The sequence below is a fragment of the Actinocorallia herbida genome (assembly GCF_003751225.1).
GTDB classification, from domain to species: Bacteria; Actinomycetota; Actinomycetes; order Streptosporangiales; family Streptosporangiaceae; genus Actinocorallia; species Actinocorallia herbida.
The window spans coordinates 1165243-1189517 of record NZ_RJKE01000001.1 but is presented as its reverse complement, the minus strand read 5'-3'; the positions used below and the strand labels follow the sequence as shown (position 1 = coordinate 1189517).

General features: G+C 73.3%; 23 protein-coding genes. 6 read left to right on the top strand and 17 right to left on the bottom strand.

All coding sequences use genetic code 11. From position 1 onward, the window contains the following. Window positions 1–6: 6 nt before the first annotated feature. The 3 genes from urtA to EDD29_RS05695 form a co-directional block, all read right to left on the bottom strand. Window positions 7–1206, bottom strand: a complete 1200-nt coding sequence (gene urtA, locus EDD29_RS05705) for an urea ABC transporter substrate-binding protein (RefSeq protein ID WP_123662981.1) — start codon at window positions 1204–1206, stop codon at window positions 7–9. Window positions 1207–1408: 202 nt separating this feature from the next. After that, complete coding sequence (locus EDD29_RS05700; RefSeq protein ID WP_123662980.1) at window positions 1409–2167, bottom strand: dimethylarginine dimethylaminohydrolase family protein; 759 nt, start codon at window positions 2165–2167, stop codon at window positions 1409–1411. Further along, a complete protein-coding gene (locus tag EDD29_RS05695) occupies window positions 2164–2775 on the bottom strand; it encodes a hypothetical protein (protein WP_123662978.1) in 612 nt (203 codons plus the stop codon). The genes EDD29_RS05700 and EDD29_RS05695 overlap by 4 nt, the downstream gene beginning before the upstream one ends. 198 nt (window positions 2776–2973) lie before the next feature. Here EDD29_RS05695 and EDD29_RS05690 point away from each other — a divergent pair, with 198 nt between their 5' ends. After that, window positions 2974–4434, top strand: coding sequence for a glycosyltransferase family 39 protein (locus EDD29_RS05690; RefSeq protein WP_148085882.1), 1461 nt, complete (start codon window positions 2974–2976; stop codon window positions 4432–4434). Between the two features lie 27 nt (window positions 4435–4461). Here the strand turns inward: EDD29_RS05690 and era are convergent, their stop codons facing one another. Beyond that, window positions 4462–5400: a GTPase Era gene (gene era / locus EDD29_RS05685; RefSeq protein WP_246052535.1), complete on the bottom strand. Its 939-nt coding sequence runs from the start codon at window positions 5398–5400 to the stop codon at window positions 4462–4464. Window positions 5401–5553: 153 nt separating this feature from the next. On the opposite strand from era, the gene EDD29_RS05680 reads away from it, so the two are divergent. Next, window positions 5554–6210 (top strand): hemerythrin domain-containing protein, encoded by a 657-nt coding sequence (locus EDD29_RS05680; RefSeq protein WP_123662974.1) that lies wholly within the window; start codon window positions 5554–5556, stop codon window positions 6208–6210. 44 nt (window positions 6211–6254) lie between these two features. On the opposite strand, the gene EDD29_RS05675 is transcribed toward EDD29_RS05680, so the two are convergent. The 8 genes from EDD29_RS05675 to EDD29_RS05640 all read right to left on the bottom strand — a co-directional run bounded on the left by EDD29_RS05675 (window position 6255) and on the right by EDD29_RS05640 (window position 16133). Beyond that, the gene (locus EDD29_RS05675) at window positions 6255–9590 is read right to left on the bottom strand and encodes an ATP-binding protein (RefSeq protein WP_123662972.1); all 3336 of its coding nucleotides are present in this window, start codon (window positions 9588–9590) and stop codon (window positions 6255–6257) included. An 80-nt stretch (window positions 9591–9670) separates the two neighbouring features. Beyond that, a complete protein-coding gene (locus EDD29_RS05670; protein ID WP_123662969.1) occupies window positions 9671–11767 on the bottom strand; it encodes an MMPL family transporter in 2097 nt (698 codons plus the stop codon). A 99-nt stretch (window positions 11768–11866) separates the two neighbouring features. Further along, window positions 11867–12181 (bottom strand): cytidine/deoxycytidylate deaminase family protein, encoded by a 315-nt coding sequence (locus EDD29_RS05665; RefSeq protein WP_123662967.1) that lies wholly within the window; start codon window positions 12179–12181, stop codon window positions 11867–11869. After that, on the bottom strand, window positions 12178–12831 hold the full coding sequence (locus EDD29_RS05660) for a hypothetical protein (RefSeq protein WP_148085881.1): 654 nt from the start codon (window positions 12829–12831) through the stop codon (window positions 12178–12180). The genes EDD29_RS05665 and EDD29_RS05660 overlap by 4 nt, the downstream gene beginning before the upstream one ends. Before the next feature lie 60 nt (window positions 12832–12891). After that, window positions 12892–14133: a hemolysin family protein gene (locus EDD29_RS05655; protein WP_123662963.1), complete on the bottom strand. Its 1242-nt coding sequence runs from the start codon at window positions 14131–14133 to the stop codon at window positions 12892–12894. Window positions 14134–14147: 14 nt separating this feature from the next. After that, window positions 14148–14615: an rRNA maturation RNase YbeY gene (ybeY, locus tag EDD29_RS05650; protein ID WP_123662962.1), complete on the bottom strand. Its 468-nt coding sequence runs from the start codon at window positions 14613–14615 to the stop codon at window positions 14148–14150. After that, window positions 14612–15652: a PhoH family protein gene (locus tag EDD29_RS05645; protein ID WP_123670294.1), complete on the bottom strand. Its 1041-nt coding sequence runs from the start codon at window positions 15650–15652 to the stop codon at window positions 14612–14614. The genes ybeY and EDD29_RS05645 overlap by 4 nt, the downstream gene beginning before the upstream one ends. Window positions 15653–15794: 142 nt before the next feature. Further along, window positions 15795–16133, bottom strand: coding sequence for a histidine triad nucleotide-binding protein (locus EDD29_RS05640; RefSeq protein WP_246052534.1), 339 nt, complete (start codon window positions 16131–16133; stop codon window positions 15795–15797). Between the two features lie 174 nt (window positions 16134–16307). On the opposite strand from EDD29_RS05640, the gene EDD29_RS05635 reads away from it, so the two are divergent. The 3 genes from EDD29_RS05635 to EDD29_RS05625 all read left to right on the top strand — a co-directional run bounded on the left by EDD29_RS05635 (window position 16308) and on the right by EDD29_RS05625 (window position 18337). Next, entirely contained in the window at window positions 16308–16841 is a 534-nt protein-coding gene (locus EDD29_RS05635) for a SigE family RNA polymerase sigma factor (RefSeq protein ID WP_246052533.1), read from the top strand. After that, a complete protein-coding gene (locus tag EDD29_RS45270) occupies window positions 16838–17509 on the top strand; it encodes a hypothetical protein (RefSeq protein WP_170201303.1) in 672 nt (223 codons plus the stop codon). The genes EDD29_RS05635 and EDD29_RS45270 overlap by 4 nt, the downstream gene beginning before the upstream one ends. Window positions 17510–17608: 99 nt before the next feature. Continuing rightward, window positions 17609–18337 (top strand): 16S rRNA (uracil(1498)-N(3))-methyltransferase, encoded by a 729-nt coding sequence (locus EDD29_RS05625; RefSeq protein WP_123662956.1) that lies wholly within the window; start codon window positions 17609–17611, stop codon window positions 18335–18337. A gap of 85 nt (window positions 18338–18422) precedes the next feature. Here the strand turns inward: EDD29_RS05625 and EDD29_RS05620 are convergent, their stop codons facing one another. The 5 genes from EDD29_RS05620 to hrcA all read right to left on the bottom strand — a co-directional run bounded on the left by EDD29_RS05620 (window position 18423) and on the right by hrcA (window position 23336). Continuing rightward, window positions 18423–19049: a hypothetical protein gene (locus EDD29_RS05620; RefSeq protein WP_123662953.1), complete on the bottom strand. Its 627-nt coding sequence runs from the start codon at window positions 19047–19049 to the stop codon at window positions 18423–18425. 147 nt (window positions 19050–19196) lie between these two features. Beyond that, window positions 19197–19850, bottom strand: coding sequence for a response regulator (locus EDD29_RS05615; protein WP_123662951.1), 654 nt, complete (start codon window positions 19848–19850; stop codon window positions 19197–19199). After that, window positions 19847–21031 (bottom strand): sensor histidine kinase, encoded by a 1185-nt coding sequence (locus tag EDD29_RS05610; RefSeq protein ID WP_148085880.1) that lies wholly within the window; start codon window positions 21029–21031, stop codon window positions 19847–19849. The genes EDD29_RS05615 and EDD29_RS05610 overlap by 4 nt, the downstream gene beginning before the upstream one ends. A 161-nt stretch (window positions 21032–21192) precedes the next feature. Then, on the bottom strand, window positions 21193–22323 hold the full coding sequence (gene dnaJ / locus EDD29_RS05605; protein ID WP_123662947.1) for a molecular chaperone DnaJ: 1131 nt from the start codon (window positions 22321–22323) through the stop codon (window positions 21193–21195). Continuing rightward, window positions 22323–23336: a heat-inducible transcriptional repressor HrcA gene (gene hrcA / locus EDD29_RS05600; RefSeq protein ID WP_123662944.1), complete on the bottom strand. Its 1014-nt coding sequence runs from the start codon at window positions 23334–23336 to the stop codon at window positions 22323–22325. Before hrcA ends, dnaJ begins: the two co-directional genes overlap by 1 nt. A 126-nt stretch (window positions 23337–23462) precedes the next feature. On the opposite strand from hrcA, the gene EDD29_RS05595 reads away from it, so the two are divergent. After that, window positions 23463–24263, top strand: coding sequence for an MBL fold metallo-hydrolase (locus EDD29_RS05595; RefSeq protein ID WP_123662942.1), 801 nt, complete (start codon window positions 23463–23465; stop codon window positions 24261–24263). Window positions 24264–24275 lie beyond the last annotated feature (12 nt).

Here is a 24275-nt window from a genome sequence, read left to right as displayed (position 1 = left end):
CGGGGCCTAGGAGAGTCCGGCGGCCCAGGGGTAGTTCTTGAGGTAGGGGTCCGGCTGGATCGGCTCGCCGGAGTTCCAGACCTCCTTGATCAGGCCGTCCGGCTGGATGACGCCGATCCGGGCGGTCTTGTAGACGTGCTGGGTGGGCCCGTCGATGGTGACCTTGCCCTCGGGCAGGTCGAGCACGATGCCGCCCGCGGCCTTCTTGACCGCCTCGACGTCGGTGCTGCCCGCCTTCTCGACGGCGGCGGCCCAGAGGTACACGGCGTTGTAGCCGGCCTCCATCGGGTCGGAGGTGACCTTGTCAGAGCCGTACTTGGCCTTGAACGCCTCGACGAACTTGGAGTTAACGTCGCCCTCGGTGGTCTGGTAGTAGTTCCAGGCCACGGGCTGGCCGACGATGTTGTCGACGCCGATGCCGCCGACTTCTTCTTCGGCGATGCTCACAGAAAGGACCGGCAGGCTCTCCGCAGTTCCACCGGCCGCCTTGAACTGCTTGAAGAAGGCGACATTGCTGTCACCGTTGAGGGTGTTGAAAACGGCGTCGGGCTTCGCCGCCATTACCTTGGAGACGAGCGTGCCGTATTCGGTGTGGCCGAGCGGGGTGTATTCCTCGCCCAGGACCTCCATGCCGTTGGCCTCGGCGTACGCCTTGATGATCTTGTTGGCGGTGCGCGGGAAGACGTAGTCGCTGCCGACCAGGAAGATCTTCTTCTTGCCCTCGGACTTGAGGTAGTCCAGGCCCGGGATGATCTGCTGGTTGGTGGTGGCGCCCGTGTAGAAGATGTTCGGCGACTGCTCCAGGCCCTCGTACTGCACGGGGTACCAGAGCAGCGACTTCTCCTGCTCGAAGACCGGCAGCATCGCCTTGCGGCTGGCGCTGGTCCAGCCGCCGAAGACGGTGGCGACCTTGTCGCTGCGGATGAGCTTGCGCGCCTTCTCGGCGAAGGTCGGCCAGTCGGAGGCTCCGTCCTCGACCACCGGCACGATCTTCTTGCCGAGCACGCCGCCCTTGGCGTTGATCTCCTCGATCGCCATCAGCTCGGAGTTGTGCACCGTCACCTCGCTGATGGCCATGGTGCCGCTCAGGGAGTGCAGGATGCCGACCTTGATCTCATTGGCGTTCGCCGCTCCGCCGCCGGACTCCTCTTCGGTGCCGCCGCAGGCCGTGAGCGCGAGTGCGGAGGCGGCCACCAGGACCGCCATTTTCCGCAGGGGGGTAATGCGCAACTTGCTCTCCTCGGGCGTGGTTCCCCGTCGTTTGTCGGGAACAACTTCCGCGAGCCGTATTTCGCGTGTCCAGTCCGTATGTTAATTGCGCATTACCGAAGTACCACCATGTGAACAAACGGTGAATACGGGCGCGTTGAGGAGTCTCACCCTGCGGGAAATACTGGAAGGGTACTTTTCAGATGAGGATGGAAAGGCAGGTCACACTGCCTTCGAGCGCCTCGAACTGGCCGATGTCAAGAACCGTGACTCGCCAGCCGTCGGCGCGCAGGCGGGCCGCGGTGCGCGGCGCGCTGGCGGCGACCATCACCTGCTCGTCGCCGAGGACCAGCACCCGGGCGCCCGCGGGCTCCGGCGCGACGAGCAGTCCGGGCAGCCCCGCGGTGTCGACGTGCTCGGGCGACCCGATGAGGCTGCCGTCGGGCAGCGCCGTCATCGCGGTCTTGAGGTGCAGCACCCCGCCGACCTTGACGCCGACCACGCGGCGGCCCGGCATCAGCGGCGCGAACCGGCACAGCGCCTCGTCGTCGGTGCGGCCGGACCTGCCGACGTACCAGGTGTCCCCGGCCAGCAGGACGTCGCCACCGTCGAGGGTGCAGCCCTCGCCCAGGGCGTGGATCTCCAGGCCCAGGTCGCGCAGCGCGCGTTCGGTCCCGGCGACCTCGGGCCTGCGCTCCGGCGCCCCCGGGGAGGCGAGGATCGCGCGGCCGCCGGACACGATCGCGGTGTCCTCCACGAACACCGCGTCCGGGCAGTCGTCGGCGGGCTCGACGTAGCGGATCGCGAAGCCGGCGTCGGCGAGGGCGGCGACATAGGCGTCGTGCTGGGCGCGGGCCAGGCCGAGATCGACCGGCGCGCGGGTGAGATGGGTGACCAGGCCCTCGGCCAGCCGCGGTCCGGGTGCCCGGACCAGGGCCGTCCGAGGGGCCCCGGTCATCGCGTAGCGCCCTCGGTGGTGAGGATCACGCCGAGGCCGTGCGCGGGGCTGAGGCCCAGGGTCGCGGCGATCCGGTGCAGCTCCTCGCGCTGCCCGTCGGTCAGCTCACCCGTGCACAGCGCCACCCTGACGATCTGGGCCAGGAACCACTCCTTGGCCTCGACCGCGAGCTGGGCGCCCGTCGCGGCGATCTCCTCGAGCTGGAAGGACTCCGGCATGTCCAGGTCCCCCGCGAGCTCGTCGGGGCCGTAGGCGTCCTCGCCGTAGCCGCGCACGACGTCCACCGCCCGGACCCGGGCGACGGTGTCGGCGGGGTCCCCGGCCAGTAGGGCCAGGCAGCAGGCGGCGCGGGCGGCGGCGGGCAGGGCCGCCTCCATCCGGGCCGCGGTGGGCATCCGCAGCACCGCGGTGTTGAAGCGGGTCGCGCAGGTCTTGCACTGCACGGTGTGGCCGAGCCGGGCGAGGGGGATCAGGGGGAGGAAGAACAGCGCCACATAGCGCCGCCCGGCACGCCGCCGGTACCGGCGGTCGCCGCCGCAGGACGGGCAGTGGAACATGCCCTCGCCCACGGTCCTGAAGCAGACCGATACCCCGAAGAGGACGAACATAGGGGTCTCCCTTCGAAGGGGTCGAGAAAGTCAAGGTACAGAGGGATCCGGCCTGATGTGGGTGATATGGCCAGAGACGTGCGGGCGCAAGGGTATCCCCGCTCCCTCCCTGCTCCCGCCCACGATCGGCCCGGACAACCCGCTAAAAACCAGGACGGATCGTTTTTTACGTCAGGTCGGCTGTAGCCTCATCGCGCGATGAACACCCGTCTGCCCCGCTCCCCCGCCCTCGTGCCCGCGCTCGCCGCCCTGGCGGGCCTCGCGACGGCGCTCTGGACGCTCGGCACCCCCTCGCTCTGGCGGGACGAGGCGGTCACCGCGGACCTCGCGGGCCGCTCGCTGCCGCAGCTCGGCGCCGTCCTCGGCGAGATCGACGCCGTCCACGCCGCCTACTACGTGGTCATGCAGCTCTGGACCGCGGTGGCGGGCGACTCGGTGATCGCGCTGCGCCTTCCGTCCGCGCTGGCCGCCGCGGCCGCCGCGGGCCTGACCGCCGCGCTCGGCAGGCGGCTGGTGTCGGACCGGACGGGACTGATCGCCGGCCTGCTCGTGGCCGCGTCCCCGTTCGTGGCCAGGCACGCGCAGGAGGCCCGCCAGTACGCCCTCGTCATGGCCCTGGCGGCGCTGGCGTCCTGGCTGCTGGTCCGGGCCGAGGACAGGCGCGGCTGGGCCTGGTACGCGCTGTCCATCGTGTTCCTGGGCGCGGCCCACCTGTTCGCGCTGCTGATCCTGCCCGCGCATCTCCTGGCCCGCCGCAAGGACTGGCGGCCCTTCCTGATCTCCACCGCGGCGGCCATGGTGCCGCTGTCCGTGCTGGGCTACGCCGCCGCGGGGCAGCGCTACCAGGTCGGCTGGATCGAGCGGCCCACCTGGAACGGGATCGTCAACCTGCTCGAAGGGCTCGGCTGGGGGCCCTACTTCGCCTTGCCCGCGCTCCTCCTGGCCGGCTACGCGGTCTTCCGGCGCTCACCCGCCGCGCCCGTCGCGCTGCCGTGGCTGCTGCTCCCGCCCGGCCTGCTCCTCGGGGTCTCGCTGGTCTCGCCCCTGTACGTCCAGCGGTACCTGCTGTTCTGCGTCCCCGCCGCGGCGCTGCTGGTGGCCTCGGGCCTCGACCTCCTGCCATGGCGGCCACTGGCCTGGGCCGGGCTCGCCGTGGCCGTCGCCGCGGCCGTGCCCGCCCAGCTCGACGTCCGCCGCCAGGACGCCAGGGTCGACGACCTGCGCGCGCTGGCCGACGTCGTCTCGGCCCGCAAGGCGGACGGCGACGCGGTGGTCTTCACCGACATCCGCTTCCGGCCCGTCCTCGCGACCTACCGGGACGCGTGGCGGGGCCTGGACGACGTCCTGCTGCGGGTCTCCCCCCGGCGGACGGGCGACCTCAAGGGCCGCGAGGTGGGCCGGAACGGCTACCCCGCGGCGCTGGCCGGGGCGCCCAGGGTCTGGCTCGTGGACAACCGGGTGGCGTTCCTGCCCGGCTCCAAGTCCACCGCCCCCGCCAAGCGGGCCGCCCTGGCGGCCGACGGCTTCGTCCTGGTCGAGGAGTGGCGGTACAAGGGCGGCAAGGTCGGGCTCTACCGCCTTGCCGACCCGCTGCCCGAACTCACCGAGCGCACCGGGGGCGTCCCGGACGCGGCCGCGGGTCCGGCGGCGGACCAGTAGCGCCGGCGGCCCTCGGCGGCCGCCCGATCAGTCGTAGAAGCCGAGTCTGCGCAGCTGCTTGGGGTTGCGCTGCCAGTCCTTGGCCACGCTGACCTGGAGGTTCAGGTAGACCCGGGTGCCCAGCATCGCCTCGATCTGCTTGCGCGCCTGGGTGCCGACCTTGCGCAGCCGCTCGCCCTTGCGGCCGATGAGGATCGCCTTCTGGCTCGGCCGCTCGACGAACACGTGCGCGTAGATGTCGGTGAGGTCCGACCTGCCGGAGCGCGGCGCCATCTCGTCGACGACCACCGCGATCGAGTGCGGCACCTCCTGCTCGACGCCTTCCAGCGCCGCCTCGCGGATGAACTCCGCGGCGAGGATCTGCTCGGGCTCGTCGGTGAGGTCGCCCTCGGGGTAGAGCGGCGGGCCCTCGGGCAGCCTGCCGATGATCACGTCGGCGACCACGTCGAGCTGGTAGGGCTGGACGGACGAGCCGCCGACGCCGCCGAACGACGAGACGGGCACGATCTCGGCCCAGGCGCCGAGCGCGTCGACGGCCATGAGCTGCTCGGCGAGCTGCTGCGGGGTGACCTTGTCGGCCTTGGTGACGATCGCCACGACCGGGGTGCCCTTGATCTGGGCCAGCTCCCTGGCGATGTAGCGGTCGCCGTCGCCGACCTTCTCGTCGGCCGGGACGCAGAAGCCGATCACGTCGACCTCGGTGAGGGTGCCGCGCACGAGGCTGTCCAGCCGCTCGCCCAGCAGGGTGCGGGGCCGGTGCAGCCCCGGGGTGTCGACGATGACGAGCTGGGCGTCGGCGCGGTGCACGATGCCGCGGATCGCCCGTCGGGTGGTCTGCGGCCGATTGCTGGTGATCGCCACCTTCGCGCCCACCAGCGCGTTCATCAGCGTCGACTTGCCCACGTTGGGCCGCCCCACGAAACAGGCGAATCCGGATCTGAAGTCGGGCTGGTCTGGCGTGGTCACGTTCCGATTCTCCCGTATGCGGGCCGATGGCCCGACCAGGGACCCGGCCCGCGACCCTCCCGCACCCCCTCCGACGAGGCGGAGAGCGCCCCCGCAGACGGGCGGCAAGCGCACGGCAAGAGGCCCGCAAGGGCTCCCGGCGACAGTGGCGCCATGACCAGTGAGATTCGCCCCCCGGCCGTGCGGCCCCGCACCGCCGGGCAGCCGGAAGCAGACCTGACCACCTTCGCGATCATCCACCGCGCGATGCGCGGCGAGGCGCGCAGGCTCGCCGCCCTGACGGCCGAGCAGGGGGACCTGCCGTTCCCCGCCGAGCGCGAGGCCGCGCTCCAGCGGCACCTGGACCACCTGCTCCACGAGATCCACTCGCACCACGCCCGCGAGGACGCGATCGTCTGGCCGGTGCTCGTCGCCTCCGCCGGAGCCGCGATCGACCTCGGCCCGCTCACCGAGGACCACGCGGCCATCGACCCCTGCCTCGACCGGATCAGGGCGACCCGCGGCGTCGCCAGGGCCACCGCGCTGGCCGATCTCCGCGACCTCCTCGACGAGCACATCACCGAGGAGGAGGCCTCGGTCTTCCCCGTCCTGCGCCGCTATGTCTCGAAGGACGACTGGGACCGGTGCGAGAAGGAGATCGCCAAGGGGCCGTTCGGCCAGATGAAGTGGGTCGTGCCCCTCATCGCCGCCTACAGCACGCCGCCCGAGCTCGCCCACCTGCTGAAGGAGGCCGGGCCCGTCATGCGGCTGATCCTGCGGCTCACCCGCCCGTCCTTCACCCGCCTGAGCCGCGCGGTGTACGGCGCCTGAGCCGACGGCCGGGCGCGGCGGCCGCCCTCGGGGCGGCCGCGGGCTCAGGGCAGGCGGGCCAGACTGCGCCGGACCCAGAACTCCGATCCGGCGCGCCGGGCCACCTCGGCGGAGTGCGCGTAGTGCCCCTCGGCCTCGGGCAGGCCGAGGAAGGAGGCCGCCTCACCGAGCACCCACGGGACCGGGCAGATGGCGACGGCCGTGGTGAAGGTGCCCACGAAGCCGTCCGCGTAGGGCAGGAGCAGCCGGTAGGCGTCCTCCGCCGTCTCGGCGTCACCGACCGCGACGGCGGCCAGCGCCCGGATCGTCATGTGCAGGTCGAAGAGGTAGTCGCGGCGGATCGGCGGGATCCGCGTGAAGACCTCCCTGGCCTCGGCGGCCCTGCCCGCGGCCGCGAGCGTCAGCGCGTAGGCGTCGCAGGCCGCGCCGTGCGGCCAGTTCAGCCACAGCAGCTCCGACTCCTCGACGAGTTCGGGCAGCCGGTCCTGCGCGAACATGACGGCGAACCGGACGCACCAGGCGATGGCCGACTCCGCGCCGAAGGAGCTGGTCCCGGCCATGCCCTGGACCACGGCCGCGGCCTGGGCCGCCGCCTCCTCGAAGCGACCGTCGAGGGTGAGGACGAGGCACCCACGCCACGCCGACAGGTTGAGCAGCAGCGGCAGCTCGTAGCGGCGGGCCAGCTCCACGCCCCGCGCGTGCAGCTCGGCGGAGGCCGCGAAGTCCAGGCGGCAGCACGCGTTCTGGTGCAGCGACAGATGGCTCAGCGCCGCATACACGCCGAGCGAGTGCCGCTCGGCGAGCGCCAGCATCTCCCGGCCTATCTCCTCGCGCGCGGTCACGTCCGCCGCGCCCCGGTACCGGTTGTTGAACAGGCCGTTCAGCGCGTGCACCAGGACCTCGCCGCCGCCGAGATCGCGGGCGAGCGCCACCGCCTCCTCCGCGGCCAGGCCGCCCCGGCCCGAGTCGTCGCCGTCGAGCTCCAGCGCGATCGAGGTGAGGAGCCTGGCCCGGGTCTCGCCGCGCGGCAGCCGTTCGAGCACCGCCTCCATGGTCGCGATGAGGCCGTCGTCGCGCAGCCCGTAAGGCCGGTTGGCCCACAGCATCGGGGTGTCGAAGGCGGTGAGGACGCGGGCGGCGAGCTCCGCGTCGGCGGGTCCCGCACCGGCGAGCTCCGCCAGCGCGGGGACGGCCTCCTCGCGGCGGATCCTGGCCTTCATCACGTCGCCGGACAGGACCAGCGCGCGGACGAGCCGGGCCATGAGCTCCATCCGGCCCGAGACGTCCCCGTCGATCCGGGTGTGCGCCTCCAGGGCGCTCTCCCACAGGTCGACCGCCGCGCGGTGCGCGAAGCGGGTCTCGGCCGCGGCGGCGGCGCGCGAGGCGTGCACGACGGCCCGGTCCAGCCGGGTCCCGGCGGCGAGGTGGTGGTGCGCGAGGGCCGCGCTGTCGGCGGGCCGCAGCTCCTCCAGCGCGTCGGCGACCCTGCCGTGCACGCGGGCCCTGCGCAGCCGCGACAGCTCGCCGTAGAGGGTGTCGCGCACGAGGACGTGCGCGAAGCGCGGGCCCGACTCGTCCTCGGTGATCAGACCGGTGATGAGCGCGGCCTCCAGGGCGTCGAGGACGGCGTCCTCCTCCAGCGCGCACACCCGCATGAGCACCTCGGCGTCCACCTCGCGGCCCAGCACCGAGGCGGTCCGCAGCACGGTCGCGGCCGTGGCGGGCAGCCGCGCGACCCGCCTGCGCAGCACGTCGCCGACGCCGGAGGGCACCTCGCGCAGGGCGGCGTCCGGGCCTTCGGCGTCGAGGAGGCGGGCGGTCTCCCGCACGAAGAACGGGTTGCCCGCGGTGCGCTCGGCGACCGCGGCGAGCGTGCCGGGATCGACCTCCCTGCGGCACACCCTGCCGACGATCTCGGCGACGGCGTCGGGGCGCAGGCCGTCGAGGGCGACCCGGACGGGCTCGTGCCTGGCCAGCGCGGCGAGCGCGTCGGCCAGCGGCTCGCTCGGCTCGGTCGAGCGGAACGTGCCGACGAACAGGACGCCGGGCACCCGCTCGGGCAGCCCCGCGAGCAGGCCCAGGGTCTCGGTGTCGGCCCTGTGCAGGTCCTCCAGGACGACCACGAGCGGGGCGTCGGCGGCGATCTCGGCGAGGTAGGCGCCGATGGCCCGGTGCAGCCGGAACCTGGCGACGGACGGGTCGCCCTGCGGGGCGGGCGCCGCGTCGTCGAGCATCGGGGCCAGCGCGTCCGGCGCCGGCCGGACCGCGTGCAGGGCGCGCAGCAGCTCGGCCCACGCCCATGCCGCGGGGGCGCCGTCCACCTCGGGCGTCCGGCCTTGGGCCCGCCGCCAGCCCTCGCCCTCCAGCTCCCGGCAGATCCGGTCCGCGAACGCCGTCTTCCCCGCGCCCGCCTCCCCCGACACGAGCACGATCCTGCGCCCGTCCCGGACGGCCGCCAGCGCCCCGGCGACCTCGTCCTCTCGGCCGACCAGCGGCTCGACCCCGTCCTGCCCGGAGGCGTCCTGCGCGAGTCCGGTCGGCGCGAGTTCGGTCTGCGCGAGTTCGGTCTGCGCAAGCCCGGTCGGCGCGAGTCCGGTCCTAACGGGAGGCGAAGGCCGCGGCGGCGCGACGGGCGTGAGGCCGTCGTCCTGCCGGAGGATGTCGTGCTCCAGCCGCTGGAGCGCCGGGCCGGGATCGACGCCGAGTTCGTCGTCGAGCAGGGTCCGCACCTTGCGCAGCGCGGCGAGCGCGTCGGCCTGGCGGCCCACCCGGTAGAGCCCGAGCGCGAACAGCCGCCACAGCTCCTCGCGCAGCGGATGCTCGGCGGTGTACGCCTCGAGGTCGGGCAGCGCCTGCGCCGCCGAGCCGTCGTCCAGCATCGCCGCGGCCCGCCGTTCGACCGCGGTGAGCCGCAGCGCGTCGAGCCGCGCCGCCTCGGCCTCGGCCCAGGGCAGATCGGCGAACTCCGCGTAGGCCGGACCGCGCCACAGCGCCAGCGCCGCCTCGGCGCACGCCCGCGCCTCCGCCGGATCCGCGGCGCGCGCCACGAGCCCCTCGAACCGCCACACGTCGACGGCGGCCTCGTCCAGCGCCAGCGCGTACCCCGGCGCCCGGGTCACCAGCACCCCCGCCGGCGTCCGCGGCGCCCGGTCCGGCTCCAGCGCCCGGCGCAGATGCGACACGAACGCCTGCACCCCCGCCAGGGCCCGCGGCGGCGCCTCCCCAGGCCACAGGTCCTCGATCAGCCGGTCCACCGGCACCATGCGGCCCCGCGCCGCGAGCAGCCGCGCGAGGACGGCCCGCTGACGTGTCCCCCCGAGGTCTGCGGCGAGTCCGCCGACCCGCGCCTCAAGGGCGCCCAAAGCTCGAATCTCCACCATTTCGAGGCATGATAAACCGCCACGAACCCCCGCTGCCGCTCCCGCGTGGACGCGGGAGCGGGGCAGGCTCGGAACGCGGGTCAGCCGACGAGCTCCAGTGCGTCGCCGTCCTTCTCGGCGGCCCGCGGGCGGACGGCCGGCAGGACCCGGGCCAGCGGACCGGGAAGCCACCAGTTGGCACGGCCGAGCAGGGCCATCGTCGCGGGCACGAGGACCAGCCGGACCAGGGTCGCGTCGACCGCGACGGCGACCGCCAGGCCGACGCCCATCTGCTTGATGAGCACCGCGGGGTCGAGCATGAAGCCCGCGAACACCGCGATCATGATGAGGGCCGCGCTGGTGATGATCCGGCCCGTCGAGGCGAGGCCCGCGACGACCGAGCCGCGCGCGTCGCCGGTCCGCTCGTACTCCTCGCGCACCCGCGACAGCAGGAACACCTCGTAGTCCATCGAGACCCCGAACAGCACCGCGAACATCAGCGGGAGCACGTAGCTGGAGACCGGCACGCCGTGCGGCAGGCCCAGCGCCGAGGCGCCCCAGCCCCACTGGAACAGCGCGGTGACGACCCCGTAGGCCGCGCCGACCGACAGCAGGTTCATCACCGCGGCCTTGAGCGGCACCGCGATCGACCGGAACACCAGCAGCAGCAGCGCGCAGGACGTCCCGACGACGACGAGGACGACGACCGGCAGCCGGTCCATGATCAGCTCACTGATGTCGCGGTAGGCGGCGGTGAGCCCGGTGACCTCGCCGCCTTCCGGCCGCACCTGGGCCCGGATCGCGTCGACGAGCGGCGCCACCCGCTCGTCCTGCGGACCGAACCGCGGGATGACGGTGAGGGCGGCGGCCGCCCCGTCCGGCGAGACCACGGGTTCGGCCGCCGCGGCCACGCCCGGCAGCCCGGCGAGCCGGTCGCGGACCGCGGCGGGGTCGGCGCCCTCGCCCAGGTCGAGCGCCACCACGAGCGGGCCGTTCGCGCCGGGCCCGTAGGCGTCGGCGATGAGGTCGTAGGCCTGCCGGACCGTGGCGGAGGTCGGCTCGGAACTCGCGTCACTCGGCCAGTTGCGCAGCGCGAGGGTCGGCGCGGCGAGCGCGAGCAGCAGGGTCAGCGCGGCGAGCAGCCACGGCAGCGGACGCCGCCCGACCCGCGCCGCCCAGGCCGCGATCCGCGGCGAGGCGACCGCGACGGCCGCGCCCCTGCGCTCGCGGCGGCGCAGCACCCGGCGCCCGGCCAGGCCGAGCAGCGCGGGCAGCAGGGTGAGCGCCGACGCCATGGTCGCGGCGACCACGAGCCCGGTCGCGTACCCCATCGTGACGAACACGGGCAGCCCCGCGAACGCCAGCCCGCACAGGGCGAACAGCACGGTCAGCCCCGCGAAGAGCACCGACCGGCCCGCGGTGGCGGCGGCGGACGCGACGGCCTCCGGCACGGCCATCCCCTCCGCGAGGTTCTCCCGGAACCGGGTGAGCACGAAGAGCGCGTAGTCGATCCCGACCCCGAGCCCGATCATGACGGCGAGGGTCGGGGTCGTCGTGCTCACGTCGATGAAGGCGGCGAGCACCGTGATGCCCGAGACGCCCACGCCGAGCCCGGTGAGCGCGACGGCCAGCGGCAGCCCCGCCGCGATGACCGAGCCGAACGCCAGGAACAGCACGACCAGCGCGGCGGTGACGCCGAGCGCCTCGGACAGTCCGCCAGGTGCCGAGACGTTCTCCGGCACCTGGCCGCCGAACTCCGACCGGGCGCCCGGGACCCGCGCGGCCTCCTCCAGCAGGGCGAGGTCCTTCTTCGGCGCCAGCTCGGTCACCGCCCTGTCGTAGCGGACCGTGATGAGGGCGGTGCGGCCGTCCGCGCTCATGCGCGGGTCCTCCACCCCCGCGACGCGGGGCAGCCCGGCGATCCGCGTGCCGGCCGCGGCCACCGCCGCGGTGTCCAGCGGCCCGTCCCCGCGCACCACGACCCGGGCGTCCGCCCCGGCCATCAGCGGGAAGTGCTCGCGCAGAAGGTCGGTGGCCTGCTGCGAGCCCGTGCCCTCCAGCGTGTAATCGTCGTGGAGCGCGCCACCGAAGCCCGCGGCAAGCCCGCTGAACACGGCGACGGCCGCCAACCACAGCCCGATCATCCGCCAGGGCCGCCGTGCGGCGGACCCTCCCAGGCGGTACAGCAAACGCGACATCCCGGTCCCCTTCTCTGGTGATCCTCATCGGGGACCACTGTGCGAGAAGGGGCTTGCGCGTCGTTTGGCCCGCACTTGCGAACGGCGCTCGCGAGGCCGTCAGAGGGTCTCGCGGACCGATCCGTCGAGGGCGCAGACGAGGACGGGGGCGTCCTGGGCGAGGTCGCGGACCGCGGCGATGTCGGGGGAGCCCGCGGGGGTCACGACCACCGCGGCCTCCAGCGACTCGGCGCCGCTCGCGACGGCCATCGCGACGGCGGTCTGCAGCGCGGTCAGGGCCAGGCTGGGCAGGGCGACGGTCGACGCGGTGTAGGTGCGGCCGGTCTCGTCGCGGACCGCGGCGCCTTCCTCGGCGCCGTTGCGGGCGCGGGTGGCGCGTGCGAGCTTGATGAGCTTCTCGTCCTCGGGATTCACGGGCTCACTTTAGTGGTTCGCGCCAACCGGGCCGCCGCCACCTCCGCCGCGTGGGCCACCGGGCCGCTCTGGCCCTCGCGCAGCATCGCGGGCCCCGCCACCAGCAGCAGGACGCCCCCGACACGGTGCGCGACCAGCTCGTACGTCATCCGGGCGCCGTCGGCGGCCTCCTCCCGGTAGGCGGCGGCAGCGGTGTCGGCGTCGTTCAGCCGGGGGACGGCGAGCTCCACGCGGCGCAGGCCGAGCATGCCCTCGCCCGCGGGCGCCTCGATCTCCGCGCACCCCTCGATGAGCCGCCGCGCGCCGGCGACGGCCCGGACCGCGTCCCGGTCGCCGAGGCGCACGACCCGCTGGGCCAGCGTCGCGCCGGGACTCAGCTGGTAGAAGACCGCTACGTCGGCGGGCGCGGACGGGCGCAGACCGCGGCCGTCGGCGAGACCGAGCAGCGCGGCGCAGTCACGGTCGAGCGGCGCGATCCCGCCGAACACGTCATGGGCCGCGGCGGGCAGGTACCCGGCGGGCAGGTCCGCGGCCGTCAGCAGCGCGGGCATCGGCGCCGCCGCGCGCACCGGCGCCGCCGTCCGCGTCCCGCACCCCGCGGCGCAGAGCGCCGTGACCGCGCACACGGCAAGGCAAGCGAACCGACCCATGGGATATCCCCCCGAAATTCTCCCGACGGCGAGCGGAAGCGTTCCCGGAGGTCCGGCGCGTCAATCCTCGGGGGGCGGCGCCAGGCGCTCGACGAGGACCGTGGAGATGCGGTTGCGCCGCCCCGCGAGGCTCTCCGCGGTCAGCCGCAGCCCCGCCACCTCGGCGGTCGACCCGGCGATCGCGACCCTGCCGAGCGCGTGCGCGAGCAGGCCGCCGACGGTCTCGACGTCCTCCTCCTCGATGGGGGCGCCGGTCAGCTCCGCGAGTTCCTCCACGCCCATCCGCGCGGTCACCCGGACCGACCCGCCGTCCAGGTGCTCCACCCGGGGGGCCTCGTTGTCGTACTCGTCGGCGATCTCCCCGACGATCTCCTCGAGGATGTCCTCGATCGTGACCAGGCCCGCGGTGCCGCCGTACTCGTCGATGACGACCGCGACGTGGGTGTGCTCGGCCTGCATCTCGCGCAGGAGGTCGTCGATGGGCTTGGAGTCGGGGACGAACGCGGGCTCGCGCATCAGCGTGGAGACGCGCTCGGCCGAGGCGTTCTCGCCCGACTCGTGCAGGCGGCGGATGACGTCCTTGAGGTACGCGACGCCCACGACGTCGTCCTCGTTCTCGCCGGTCACCGGGATGCGCGAGAAACCCGAGCGCAGGGACAGCGACAGCACCTGCCGCAGCGTCTTCTCCCGCTCGATGAACACGATGTCGGTGCGCGGCACCATCACCTCGCGCACCACCGTGTCGCCCAGCTCGAACACCGAGTGGATCATCTCGCGCTCGTCCGGCTCGATGAGGCTGCGCTGCTCGGCGAGGTCGACGAGGTCGCGCAGCTCCGCCTCGGTGGCGAACGGGCCCTCGCGGAAGCCCTTGCCGGGGGTGAGGGCGTTGCCGAGCAGGATGAGCAGCCGCACCAGCGGGCCGAGCACCCTGGCCACCGGGTGGATGATCACCGCGCCGGCCAGCGCGACCCGGTCGGCGTGCTGGATGGCCAGGGTGCGCGGGCCGACGCCGACGAGGGTGAAACTCACCAGGATCATGATCAGCGCGGCCGCGGCGTAGGCACGCCAGGTCTCGTCGAGCCAGCCGATGCACAGGTCGGCCACGATCACCGTGGCCGTCAGCTCGCACGACGTCCGCAGCAGCAGGAGCAGACTGACATAAGGGGCAGGATCGGCCACCACGGCCGACAGCTTCGCCGAGTCCAGCTCGGTGACCCGCACCCGGGAGACCCGGGACAGCGCCGTCTCCGCACTCGCGAACAGCCCCGCGAAGACCACCAGCAGCACGCTGAGGGTGATCATCCACAGCTGGACGTTCAGCGCGACTCCCGCCAGCTCGCCAGCAGCTTGCCCTGGAGGCCGAACATCTCGGCGTGCTCCTCGGGTTCGGCGTGGTCATAGCCCAGCAGATGCAGGATGCCGTGCGCGCACAGCAGCTCCATCTCGTCCTGGGTGGAGTGGCCGGCCGCCTTGGCCTGGCGCTCGGCGACCGCCGGGCACAGCACCACGTCGCCCAGCAACCCCGGATCGGCCGTGCCGTCCTCGCTGCCGCCCGACAGATGGCCGGGCCTCAGCTCGTCCATCGGGAAGGCCAGGACGTCGGTCGGCTTGTCCTCGCCCATCCACTTCTGGTTGAGCTCGTGCATCGCGGGCTCGTCGACCATGAGGATCGACAGCTCCGCCTGCGGATGGATGCGCATGGCGTCCAGGACGTGCCTGGCCAGCGCCACCAGCGCCACCTCGTCGGCCGTGGCCGACGACTCGTTCAGCACCTCGATGCTCATCGGCGTCCCCGCTCCCGGCGCTGCGGACGGCCCGCGACCGACTCCTCGGCCGCGTCGAACCGCTCGTACGCGTCGACGATGTCCGTGACCAGCCGGTGCCGGACCACGTCGCCGCTGGAAAGGCGGCAGAAGTAGATGTCATCGATGCCCTCCAGGATGTCCTGGACGACCGCGAGGCCGCTGCGCGCGCCGGACGGCAGGTCCACCTGGGTGACGTCGCCCGTCACCACGATCTTGGAGCCGAAGCCGAGCCGGGTCAGGAACATCTTCATCTGCTCCGGCGAGGTGTTCTGCGCCTCGTCCAGGATGATGAAGGAGTCGTTCAGGGTCCGGCCGCGCATGTAGGCCAGCGGGGCGACCTCGATCGTCCCGGCCTGCATGAGCTGCGGGATCGAGGCCGGGTCGATCATGTCGTGCAGCGCGTCGTACAGCGGGCGCAGGTACGGGTCGATCTTCTCGTACAGGGTGCCGGGCAGGAAGCCCAGCCGCTCGCCCGCCTCGACCGCGGGACGCGTCAGGATGATGCGGTTGACCTGCTTCTCCTGGAGCGCCTTCACCGCCTTGGCCATGGCCAGGTACGTCTTGCCGGTGCCCGCGGGCCCGATGCCGAAGACGACGGTGTGCCGGTCGATCGCGTCGACGTAGCGCTTCTGGTTGACGGTCTTGGGGCGGATCGTCCTGCCGCGCGAGGAGAGGATGTCGTGGCTCAGCACGTCCGCGGGGCGGCCGGAGTGGCGCAGCATCGACAGGCTGCGCTCGACCACGTCGGGCGTGAGCACGGTGCCCTTGCCGAGCAGCTCCACCAGGGAGGCGAACAGCTCGGCCACCAGCTCCGGCTCCGAGCCGCCGGTCACGGTGATCTCGTTGCCCCGGACATGGATGTCGCTGTCGAAGGCCTTCTCCACGGCCGCGAGCAGTTCGTCGCCCGAGCCGAGCAGCGCGACCATGGGCAGGTCGTCGGGGACGACGATCTTCATCTGGGCGCGCGCCCCGGTCTTGGCGGGCGTGCCGCCTCGGGAACTCTTTGATTCGGTCATCTGCCGGCCGCGGGCGGCCACTGAACCCCTCTGCTGCGTGGTTTCCGGTCTTGTCGACCATGGTACCGACCGGGGGCCGCCCGGCGCGCGCCCATTTCCGCCGGACGCACCGCGTTCACGCTGGTCATCCGCACGATCCGGGCTATCCGGGAGGCCAGTTCAGCCCGCGGCCGCCCAGCACGTGGGCGTGCGCGTGGAACACGGTCTGGCCGGCGCCCGAACCGGTGTTGAACACCACCCGGTAGCCGGACTTCGCGACGCCCTCGGCGTCGGCGACCTTCGCCGCCTCCGCGGCCAGCGCCGCGAGCGCCTCGGGGTGCTCGGCCAGCGAGGCGAAATCGGGCACGTGCAGCTTCGGGATCACCAGCACGTGCACCGGCGCCTGGGGGTTGATGTCGCGGAAGGCGAGCGTCTGCTCGGTCTCCCGGACCACCTGCGCGGGCACCTCACCCGAAATGATCTTGCAGAAAAGACAGTCCACGGGGCCTCCGTCCTCACGTTCGAGCGGCATGCTATCGACTGCGGGATACGCAACTTGCACGGCACGGCGTGGCTTCGTCTGGTTATGGTGGCACTTGGCGGCGTACCCCCGATGCGGCTGGACGGCTGAATGCGGTTTGGTAAACCGGACGACGAGGGTGGGCGTCCCACTGATGTGACCGAGACCCTCCTGGCTCCACCCCCCGGAGTGGCGGCCGCGTGGGACGCCGACCAAGCCGTGACCGCCCTGTACGGGGCCGAGTACCGCTCCCTGGTCCGGCTCGCCGCGCTGCTGGTGCGCGACGTGGCCACGGCCGAAGAGGTCGTCCAGGACGCGTTCGTGGCGATGCACGGGTCCTGGCGGCGGCTGCGCGACCCCGGCAAGGCGCTGGCCTACCTCCGGCAGTCGGTGGTCAACCGCGCCCGCTCGGTGCTGCGGCACCGCGCCGTCGTCGAGAAGTACGCCCCCAAGGGCCTGCCCGACGTGCAGAGCGCCGAGCACGGGGCCATCATTCAACTGGAGCGCGACGCCGTCGTGCGCGCGCTGCACGGGCTCCCGCCCCGGCAGCGCGAAGCCCTGGTGCTGCGCTACTACGCCGACCTTTCCGAAGCCGAGATCGCCGCCGCCATGGGCATCAGCCGCGGCGCGGTGAAGAGCCACACGGCGCGCGGCATGGCCGCGCTCCGCAACGCCCTGGAGCCCTCATGACCCCCGGCGACCCTTACGCCGACATGCTCCGCCGCGCCCTGCGCGCCGAGGCGGACCAGGTCATGCCGTCCCCCGAAGGACTGGGCCTGATCCGCGAGCGGACCTCGGTCCGCCGCCCGTTCCCCCGGCCGAGCTGGAAGAGCCTGCTGCTCGCCGCCGCCGCGGCCCTGACCACCGGCACCGTCGCGATCACCGCCACCCCCGCCGCCTACCACCGCTTCATCTCCCCCGGTGGCGAGTCGGTGCCCAAGCAGGAGCCGAAGACCGCGCCCGGCCCTTCCGAGCAGGCGCCCGGCGGATCCGTCATCGGCCCCGACGGCCTGGCCACCCCGTTCGACGGGGTCCAGCCCACCTGTCTTCCGCCGACCGTCACCCCCACCCCATCGGCCGCTTCCCCGTCTCCCACGACGACCGAACCCACCCCGTCGCCCACGCTCACGCCCTGCCCTCCCGCGACGGCCCCGTTTCCTTCCACCGCGCCCGACCCCTCGCCGTCGGTGCCCGCCGACCCCCCTGACCAGCCCCCCGCCAGCCAGCAGCCCGCCCCCACCGAGACCGGGACCCCCTCCCTCCCGGCCTCGCCCCAGCCGGAGTCGGCCACCCCTTCCGCTCCCGCCACCCCCACCCCGGCCCCCACCGACCCCTCCCCGGACCCCACCCCCACCTGAGCCTCACCCGACCCCCGGTTCCGGGCAAGGAGCCGCCCCGGCCACCCGGGTTCTGGCCGGGGCGCGCCCCGCCCCTTCCCACCCTGCGAGGATGGAGGGGTGAGTGCTCCGGTTTTCGTGGTGGAGTCCGCCGTGCTGGCGGACGGCAGGATCGTGGTCGAGGGGGCCGAGGGGCGGCACGCGGCCACGGTGAAGCGGTTGCGGGAGGGCGAGGAGGTGGTGCTGACGGACGGTGCGGGGCTCGTGGTGCGCGGGGTCGTCGCCGGGGTCGGGCGCGAAAGGCTTGAGGTGGAGGCGGTCGAGCGGAGGGTGGAGCCGGAGCCCACGCCGCGGATCACCGTGGTGCAGGCGCTGCCGAAGGGCGAGCGGGGAGAACTCGCGGTGGAGGTGATGACGGAGGCGGGGGTCGATGTGATCGTGCCGTGGGCGGCCAGCCGCTCGATCACCCAGTGGCGTCCGGAACGCCGCGAGAAGTCCCTCGCGCGCTGGCGCAACGCCGCCCGCGAGGCCGCCAAGCAGTCCCGCCGCGCCCGCTTCCCAGAGGTCGCCGACCTGGAGACCACCGCCCGGGTCGCCGCCCGCCTGGCGGCCGCGCCCCTGGCCCTGGTCCTGCACGAGGAGGCCGCCGAGCCGCTCAGCCGGGTCCCCCTGGGCGCCCCGGAGATCGTCCTGGTCGTCGGCCCCGAAGGCGGCATCAGCCCAGAGGAACTCACCGCCTTCACCGCCTCCGGCGCCCGTCCCGTCCTGCTCGGCCCGACCGTCCTGCGCACCTCGACGGCCGGCGTCGCCGCCGCCGCCGTCCTCCTGTCCCGCACCGGCCGCTGGTAGGCCCCGGCATCGCCGCCCGGAAGAGCCGAAGGCCCGGTTCGGGCCTCCGGCGTCGTCCGGGCGGCGGTGCGCGCCAGGGGTCTGGTCAGGCCGGTCCGCCGACGGCGGCCGGGGTCGGCGAGGACGCGTGCCGGTCGCCGGTGAGCGGGGCGAGGGCGAGCCAGATCAGGGCCGCGCCGAGCGGGAGGAGGTCGAGGTCGAGGGTGATGGCGACGAAACCGGCGGCGACCAGGGCGGGGCGCAGGGCGGACGGCGCCCTGCGGCCGGGGGCCACGACCGCGCACTGGACGAGCAGGCCGACCAGGCCGAGCATGAAGAAGACCGGGCCGATCTCGTAGAGGGCCTGGGGAAGCACCGCGGGGACGTCGCCGTACCGGTCGGCGAGCATGCTCTTCTCGGCGGCGTCCGCGGCCTGGAGGCCGACGACGATGTCGAGGACCGCGACGCGGATGAACGTCACCAGGCCGAAAGCGGAGACCGCGGCCAGGACGCCGGCCGTGACCCGGCGCGCGGGACCGCCCGCGGTGGCCCGGACGCGGCCGTGCAGGCCCGAGATGACGCCTCCGAACAGCAGGAGGCAGCCGAGGAAGAGCAGATGCCCGACCGTCCAGGCGGGTCCCGGCCCGTGCTGTCCGTCGAGGCCGTCGACGAGCCGGACCACGCCGTAGGCGAGCATGAGGGCGGGGGCGAGATGGAAGGCGATCCTGGTCATGAGGGGTATCTCCCGGAGTGCGAGACCTGCGTTCTTACACTCTCGATCTTCGGAGAACCGGCGGCCGGGCGGATCGCCGCCGCGAGCGGTCTTCCGGCCTCGGTCGCGCGGGGGAGGCACCGGGCGCGGCTCCCCCGCGCGACGGAGTCAGGAAGGCTCGATCAGGCGGGTCTCGTAGGCGGCGATCACGGCCTGGACGCGGTCGCGGATGCCGAGTTTGGCCAGGACGTTGCTCACGTGGGTCTTCACGGTGTGCTCGCTGACGACCATGGCCGCCGCGATCTCCGCGTTCGACAGGCCGCGGCCGAGCAGGCGCAGGGTCTCGCGCTCCCGTTCGGTCAGCACCGACAGGCGGTCTGAGGGCGTCGTGCCCTCGCGCGGCCGGTGACGCGCGATGTCGGAGATGAGCCGACGCGTGATGCCGGGTGCGAGCAGCGCCTCCCCCGCGGCCACCACCCGGACCGCGTGCACGAGGTCGTCGCGGCGCACGTCCTTGCCCAGGAACCCGCTCGCGCCCGCGTAGAGGGCGTCGTAGACGTAGTCGTCCTGGTCGAACGTGGTGAGCATGATCGCGCGGGTGCGGGTCTCGCCGCACACCGCCTTCGCGGCCTCGATGCCGTCCAGGCCCGGCATGCGGATGTCGAGCAGCACGACGTCGGGGTCGAGCGCGCGCACGGCGGCGATCGCCTCGGTGCCGTCGCCCGCCTCGCCCACCACCGCGATGTCGGGCTGGGCGTTCAGGATCATCGCGAAACCGCTGCGGACGAGTTCCTGATCATCGACGAGCACCACCCGGATCACGCCGTCACCGCCGCGGGGCAGGGCAGGCGCGCGAGAACGCGGAACCCGCCGTCCGGCAGCGGACCCGCCTCGGCCGTGCCGCCGCAGGCGATGACGCGTTCCCGGATGCCGATGAGGCCCTCGCCGCCCCGCCGCCAGCCCGGATCGCCCACGGCCTGGCCCTGCCCGTCGTCCGTCACCGTGATCTCCAGTTCTCGATCGGTCCAGCGGAGCCGGACCTCGGCGGTGCGCGCCCCGGCGTGCTTCACCGTGTTGGTGAGCGCCTCCTGCACGATGCGGTAGGCCGCCACGTCGGCGTCCGCGGGAACCTCGCGCCGTGCCCCCTCGACGGTGAGCCCCACCCGGACCCCGGTGCGGTTGACGTGCTCGACCAGGCCCGGCAGCGCGCCGATGGTCGGCTGGGGCGCGCGTACCCCGCGGTCCCGCTCCTCCTTGAGGACGCCCAGCGTGCGGCGGAGCTGGGCCATCGCGTCCCGGCCCGCGTCGGCGATCGCGTCGAAGACCCGCTCGGCCTGGTCGGGATCGGACCGGACCACCACGGGGCCCGCCTCGGCCTGGACGACCATGATGCTGACGGCGTGCGCGAGCACGTCGTGCATGTCGCGGGCGATGCGGGCCCGCTCCTCGGCCGCCGCCCGCGCCGCCTCGACCTCGCGTTCGCGCTCCAACCGCACCGAGCGCTCCGCCAGCGCCTCCGACCGCTCCCGTGCCGTGCGCGCCAGCGTGCCGAGCAGGAACGCGGTCATGGGCAGGAGCAGCGTGAACATGAACTCGCCCGCGTCGTTGCCCTTGACGAGCAGCGCGCCCGGCGGGATCGTCGCGACGAGCGCGCCGATGAACCCCCAGCGCTGCCAGCGGTGCCGCCCCAGGTCGGCGAGGGTGTAGATGGCCACCAGCGCGCCGTACTGCAGCATCTGCCCCGGCCGGTGGTGCAGCGACACCGCCATCGCGAAGCACGCCACGACCAGCGCGACCGCGAACGGCGCCCGCCGCCGCCACACCAGCGGCACCACCGTGCCGAGGTTGACCACCACGCCGAGCGGCGTCACCTCCGGCGCCGTGGCGAACGGCACGAACACCGGCACCGCGACCGCCGCCGCGACCAGCACGTCCACCAGGAGCCCGCCTCCGCGCGACGACGGCCGCGCGGGCAGACCGAAACCACCGAAACCAGCCGACATCGGTCCAGTATCGCCCGATGACTCCTCCGCTGTCGCAGGGGAGGAACTCCCGGCCGCCGCCGCACCTGCGCGAACGGCCGGGCGTGGATGCGCCCGGCCGTCCGATGAACCCGCTAGGGGTTGGTGTAGCCGTCGCGGTAGGCGTCGGCCACCTCGTCTCCTCAAGTGTGGAAGGCGTCCCTCAGGCGGGAGAAGAACCCCTGCTGGCCGGGGGCGAACTTGCCGGGGGGCCGCTCCTCGTCGCGCAGGACGGACAGCTGCTTGAGCAGGTCCTCCTGCTCCGGGTCGAGCTTGGTCGGGGTCTCCACGTTGACGTGGATCATCAGGTCGCCGCGGCCGCTCATGTTGAGGTGCCGGGCGCCCCGCCCGTACAGGGGGATGACCTGGCCGGACTGGGTGCCGGGCCGGATGTCGACCTCCTCGGCGCCGTCCAGGGTCTCCACGGTGACCGTGCTGCCGAGCGCGGCGGCCGTCATCGGGATCTGGACGGTGCAGTGCAGGTCGTCGCCCTCGCGCTCGAAGATCGCGTGCTGACGCTCGACGATCTCCAGGAAGAGGTCGCCGGCGGGGCCGCCGCCGGGGCCGACCTCGCCCTCCCCGGCGAGCTGGATGTGGGTGCCGTGCTCGACGCCTGCGGGGATCTTGACCTTGATCGTCCGTTGGGTGCGCACCCGGCCCTCGCCGGAGCACTCGCGGCACGGGGTGCGGATGACCGAGCCGTAGCCGCCGCACTGGGGGCAGGGGCGGGAGGTCATGACCTGGCCGAGGAAGCTGCGCTGCACCTGCTGGATCTCGCCCCGGCCGTGGCACATGTCGCACTGCTCGGGGTGGGTGCCGGCCTCGGCGCCGCTGCCGCTGCACACCTTGCAGACGGTCGCGGTGTCGATGGTCAGCTCGCGGGTGGTGCCGAACGCCGTCTCGGCGAGGTCGAGCTCGACCCGCAGCGTGGCGTTGCGGCCGCGGCGGGCGCGCGAGCGCGGCCCGCGGGTCCCGGCCTGGCCGAAGACCGCGTCCATGAGGTCGCTGAAGGGGAAGCCGGCACCGAATCCGCCGCCGAATCCGCCCGCGCCGCCTCCGGGCGCGAAGGGGTCGGCGCCGAGGTCGAACATCTCCTTCTTCTTGGGGTCCGACAGGACCTCGTAGGCCTGGGTGACCTCTTTGAACTTCTCCTGGCTCTCGGCGTCGGGATTGACGTCCGGGTGGAGTTCGCGCGCGAGCCTGCGGTAGGCCTTCTTGATCTCGTCGGGGGTGGCGTTGCGGCTCACCCCGAGAATCGCGTAATAATCGCGCACTACGAGCCCGCCAGGATCTGTCCGACGTAACGTGCCACAGCGCGTACCGCTCCCATCGTTCCGGGGTAGTCCATGCGGGTGGGGCCGAGAACCCCCAGGCGGGCCAGCGCCTGCCCGTCCATCCCGTAGCCGGTGGCGACCACGGAGGTGGAGCGCAGGCCCTCCAACTGGTTCTCGGTGCCGATCCTGACGGTCAGGGTAGCCGGATCCCCGGTCTCCCCCAGCAGTCTCATCAGCACCACCTGTTCTTCCAGGGCCTCCAGCACGTCCCGGAGGCTCTGCGAGAAGTCCACGTGGGCGAGGTTCGCCGCGCCCGCGAAGACGATCTTCTCTTCGTTCCGTTCGACCAGGGTCTCCAGCAGCACCGACAGGACCGCCGCGGCGACGGGCTTGTCTTCGGCCGAGACGCGTTCGGGCAGGTCCTCCACCGCGAGGGGCACGTCGGCGAACGACCGCCCGTCCAGGCAGGTGTTGAGCAGCGCCCGCAGGTGGGACACCGACTCGTCGTTGATGTCGGCCGCGGTCTCGAAGACGCGCTGCTCCACCCGGCCGGTGTCGGTGATCACCACGAGCAGCAGCCGCCGGGACGACATCGGGACCAGCTCGATGTGCCGGACCGACGAGCGCACCAGCGAGGGGTACTGCACCACGGCGACCTGCCGGGTGATCTGCGCGAGCAGGCGGACGGTCCGGGAGACCACGTCGTCGAGGTCGTAGGCGCCCGCGAGGAACGTCTCGATCGCCCGGCGCTCGGCCGACGACATCGGCTTGATCGTCGACAGCCTGTCGACGAACAGGCGGTAGCCCTTGTCGGTCGGGATCCGGCCCGCGCTGGTGTGGGGCTGGGTGATGTACCCCTGCTCCTCCAGCACGGCCATGTCGTTGCGCACGGTCGCCGGGGAGACGCCGAGGGCGTGCCGTTCGGCCAGCGCTTTGGAACCCACCGGTTCGTTGGTGGAGACATAGTCCTCCACGATGGCGCGCAGGATGGCCAGCTTACGATCCTCCAACAACGCTCACCTCCTGCTCTGGCGCTCCCACTGCCCGGTGCCCGGCAGGCCCGCTGCCTGGCACTCCCAGTCTATGAGTGCCAAGTGTACGGTCCCGGGCGCGGAAGTCGATGTGCGAGAGTCTGGGGCATGTCCTGGGAAGAGGTCGCCGACCGCTGCTTCCGCCGCAGCCACGGCAGGTTCGAGGTCAATGTCGGGGTGGTCACGGGGCGGCTCGGGACCGTCCTGATCGACACCGGAGCCTCCCTCGGCGAGGGCGTCCAGCTGCGGGAGGAACTTCGCGAACTGGGCGTCGGCGAGCCCGTCGCGGTGGTCAACACGCACGGCCACTTCGACCACTGCTTCGGCAACGGGGCCTTCACCGGCCTGTTCTGGGGGCACACCGGGCTGCCGGAGTACCTGCGCCGGGAGGTCTGGATCACCATGGCCGCCGACGACCCCGACTGGGCCCGCGCCGTGACGGGCACCGTCGTCCCCCCGATCACCCAGACGTTCTCCGGCACCGCCCTCATCGATCTCGGCGACCGCCTCGTGGAGCTCCACCACCTCGGCCGGGGCCACACCGGGCACGACATCGTGGTCCAGGTGCCCGACTGCGGGGTGCTGTTCGCCGGCGACCTCGTCGAGGAGTCCGGACCCCCGGCCTACGGCGGCGACAGCCACCCCCTGGACTGGCCGATCACCCTGACGCGGCTGCTGGAGCTGCACCCGGAGAAGATCGTCCCGGGGCACGGCACGCCGGTCGGGCGGGAGTTCGCGGTACGGCAGCGCGATTCCGTGGCGGCCGTGGCCCACGGCGTCCGTGAGACGTTCGACCAGGGCCTCGACCCTGTGCAGGCGCTCACGGCCCACGACTGGCCCTACGACCCGCTGCGGCTCCTCCAGGCGGTCCGGCGGGGGCACCGGCAGCTGTCCCACCCTCTGGAGTGATGCACCTCCGCG

Bases quoted from the DNA above. Each gene is read 5' to 3' on its own strand.
- EDD29_RS05660 (WP_148085881.1), bottom strand. From the start codon at position 12,831: ATGGGTCGGTTCGCTTGCCTTGCCGTGTGCGCGGTCACGGCGCTCTGC.
- EDD29_RS05655 (WP_123662963.1), bottom strand. From the start codon at position 14,133: ATGATCACCCTCAGCGTGCTGCTGGTGGTCTTCGCGGGGCTGTTCGCG.
- EDD29_RS05695 (WP_123662978.1), bottom strand. From the start codon at position 2,775: ATGTTCGTCCTCTTCGGGGTATCGGTCTGCTTCAGGACCGTGGGCGAG.
- ybeY (WP_123662962.1), bottom strand. From the start codon at position 14,615: ATGAGCATCGAGGTGCTGAACGAGTCGTCGGCCACGGCCGACGAGGTG.
- EDD29_RS05670 (WP_123662969.1), bottom strand. From the start codon at position 11,767: ATGTCGCGTTTGCTGTACCGCCTGGGAGGGTCCGCCGCACGGCGGCCC.
- EDD29_RS05690 (WP_148085882.1), top strand. From the start codon at position 2,974: ATGAACACCCGTCTGCCCCGCTCCCCCGCCCTCGTGCCCGCGCTCGCC.
- EDD29_RS05680 (WP_123662974.1), top strand. From the start codon at position 5,554: ATGACCAGTGAGATTCGCCCCCCGGCCGTGCGGCCCCGCACCGCCGGG.
- EDD29_RS05675 (WP_123662972.1), bottom strand. From the start codon at position 9,590: ATGGTGGAGATTCGAGCTTTGGGCGCCCTTGAGGCGCGGGTCGGCGGA.
- EDD29_RS05610 (WP_148085880.1), bottom strand. From the start codon at position 21,031: ATGTCGGCTGGTTTCGGTGGTTTCGGTCTGCCCGCGCGGCCGTCGTCG.
- EDD29_RS05595 (WP_123662942.1), top strand. From the start codon at position 23,463: ATGTCCTGGGAAGAGGTCGCCGACCGCTGCTTCCGCCGCAGCCACGGC.
- EDD29_RS05620 (WP_123662953.1), bottom strand. From the start codon at position 19,049: ATGACCAGGATCGCCTTCCATCTCGCCCCCGCCCTCATGCTCGCCTAC.
- EDD29_RS05700 (WP_123662980.1), bottom strand. From the start codon at position 2,167: ATGACCGGGGCCCCTCGGACGGCCCTGGTCCGGGCACCCGGACCGCGG.
- urtA (WP_123662981.1), bottom strand. From the start codon at position 1,206: ATGGCGGTCCTGGTGGCCGCCTCCGCACTCGCGCTCACGGCCTGCGGC.
- EDD29_RS45270 (WP_170201303.1), top strand. From the start codon at position 16,838: ATGACCCCCGGCGACCCTTACGCCGACATGCTCCGCCGCGCCCTGCGC.
- EDD29_RS05645 (WP_123670294.1), bottom strand. From the start codon at position 15,652: ATGACCGAATCAAAGAGTTCCCGAGGCGGCACGCCCGCCAAGACCGGG.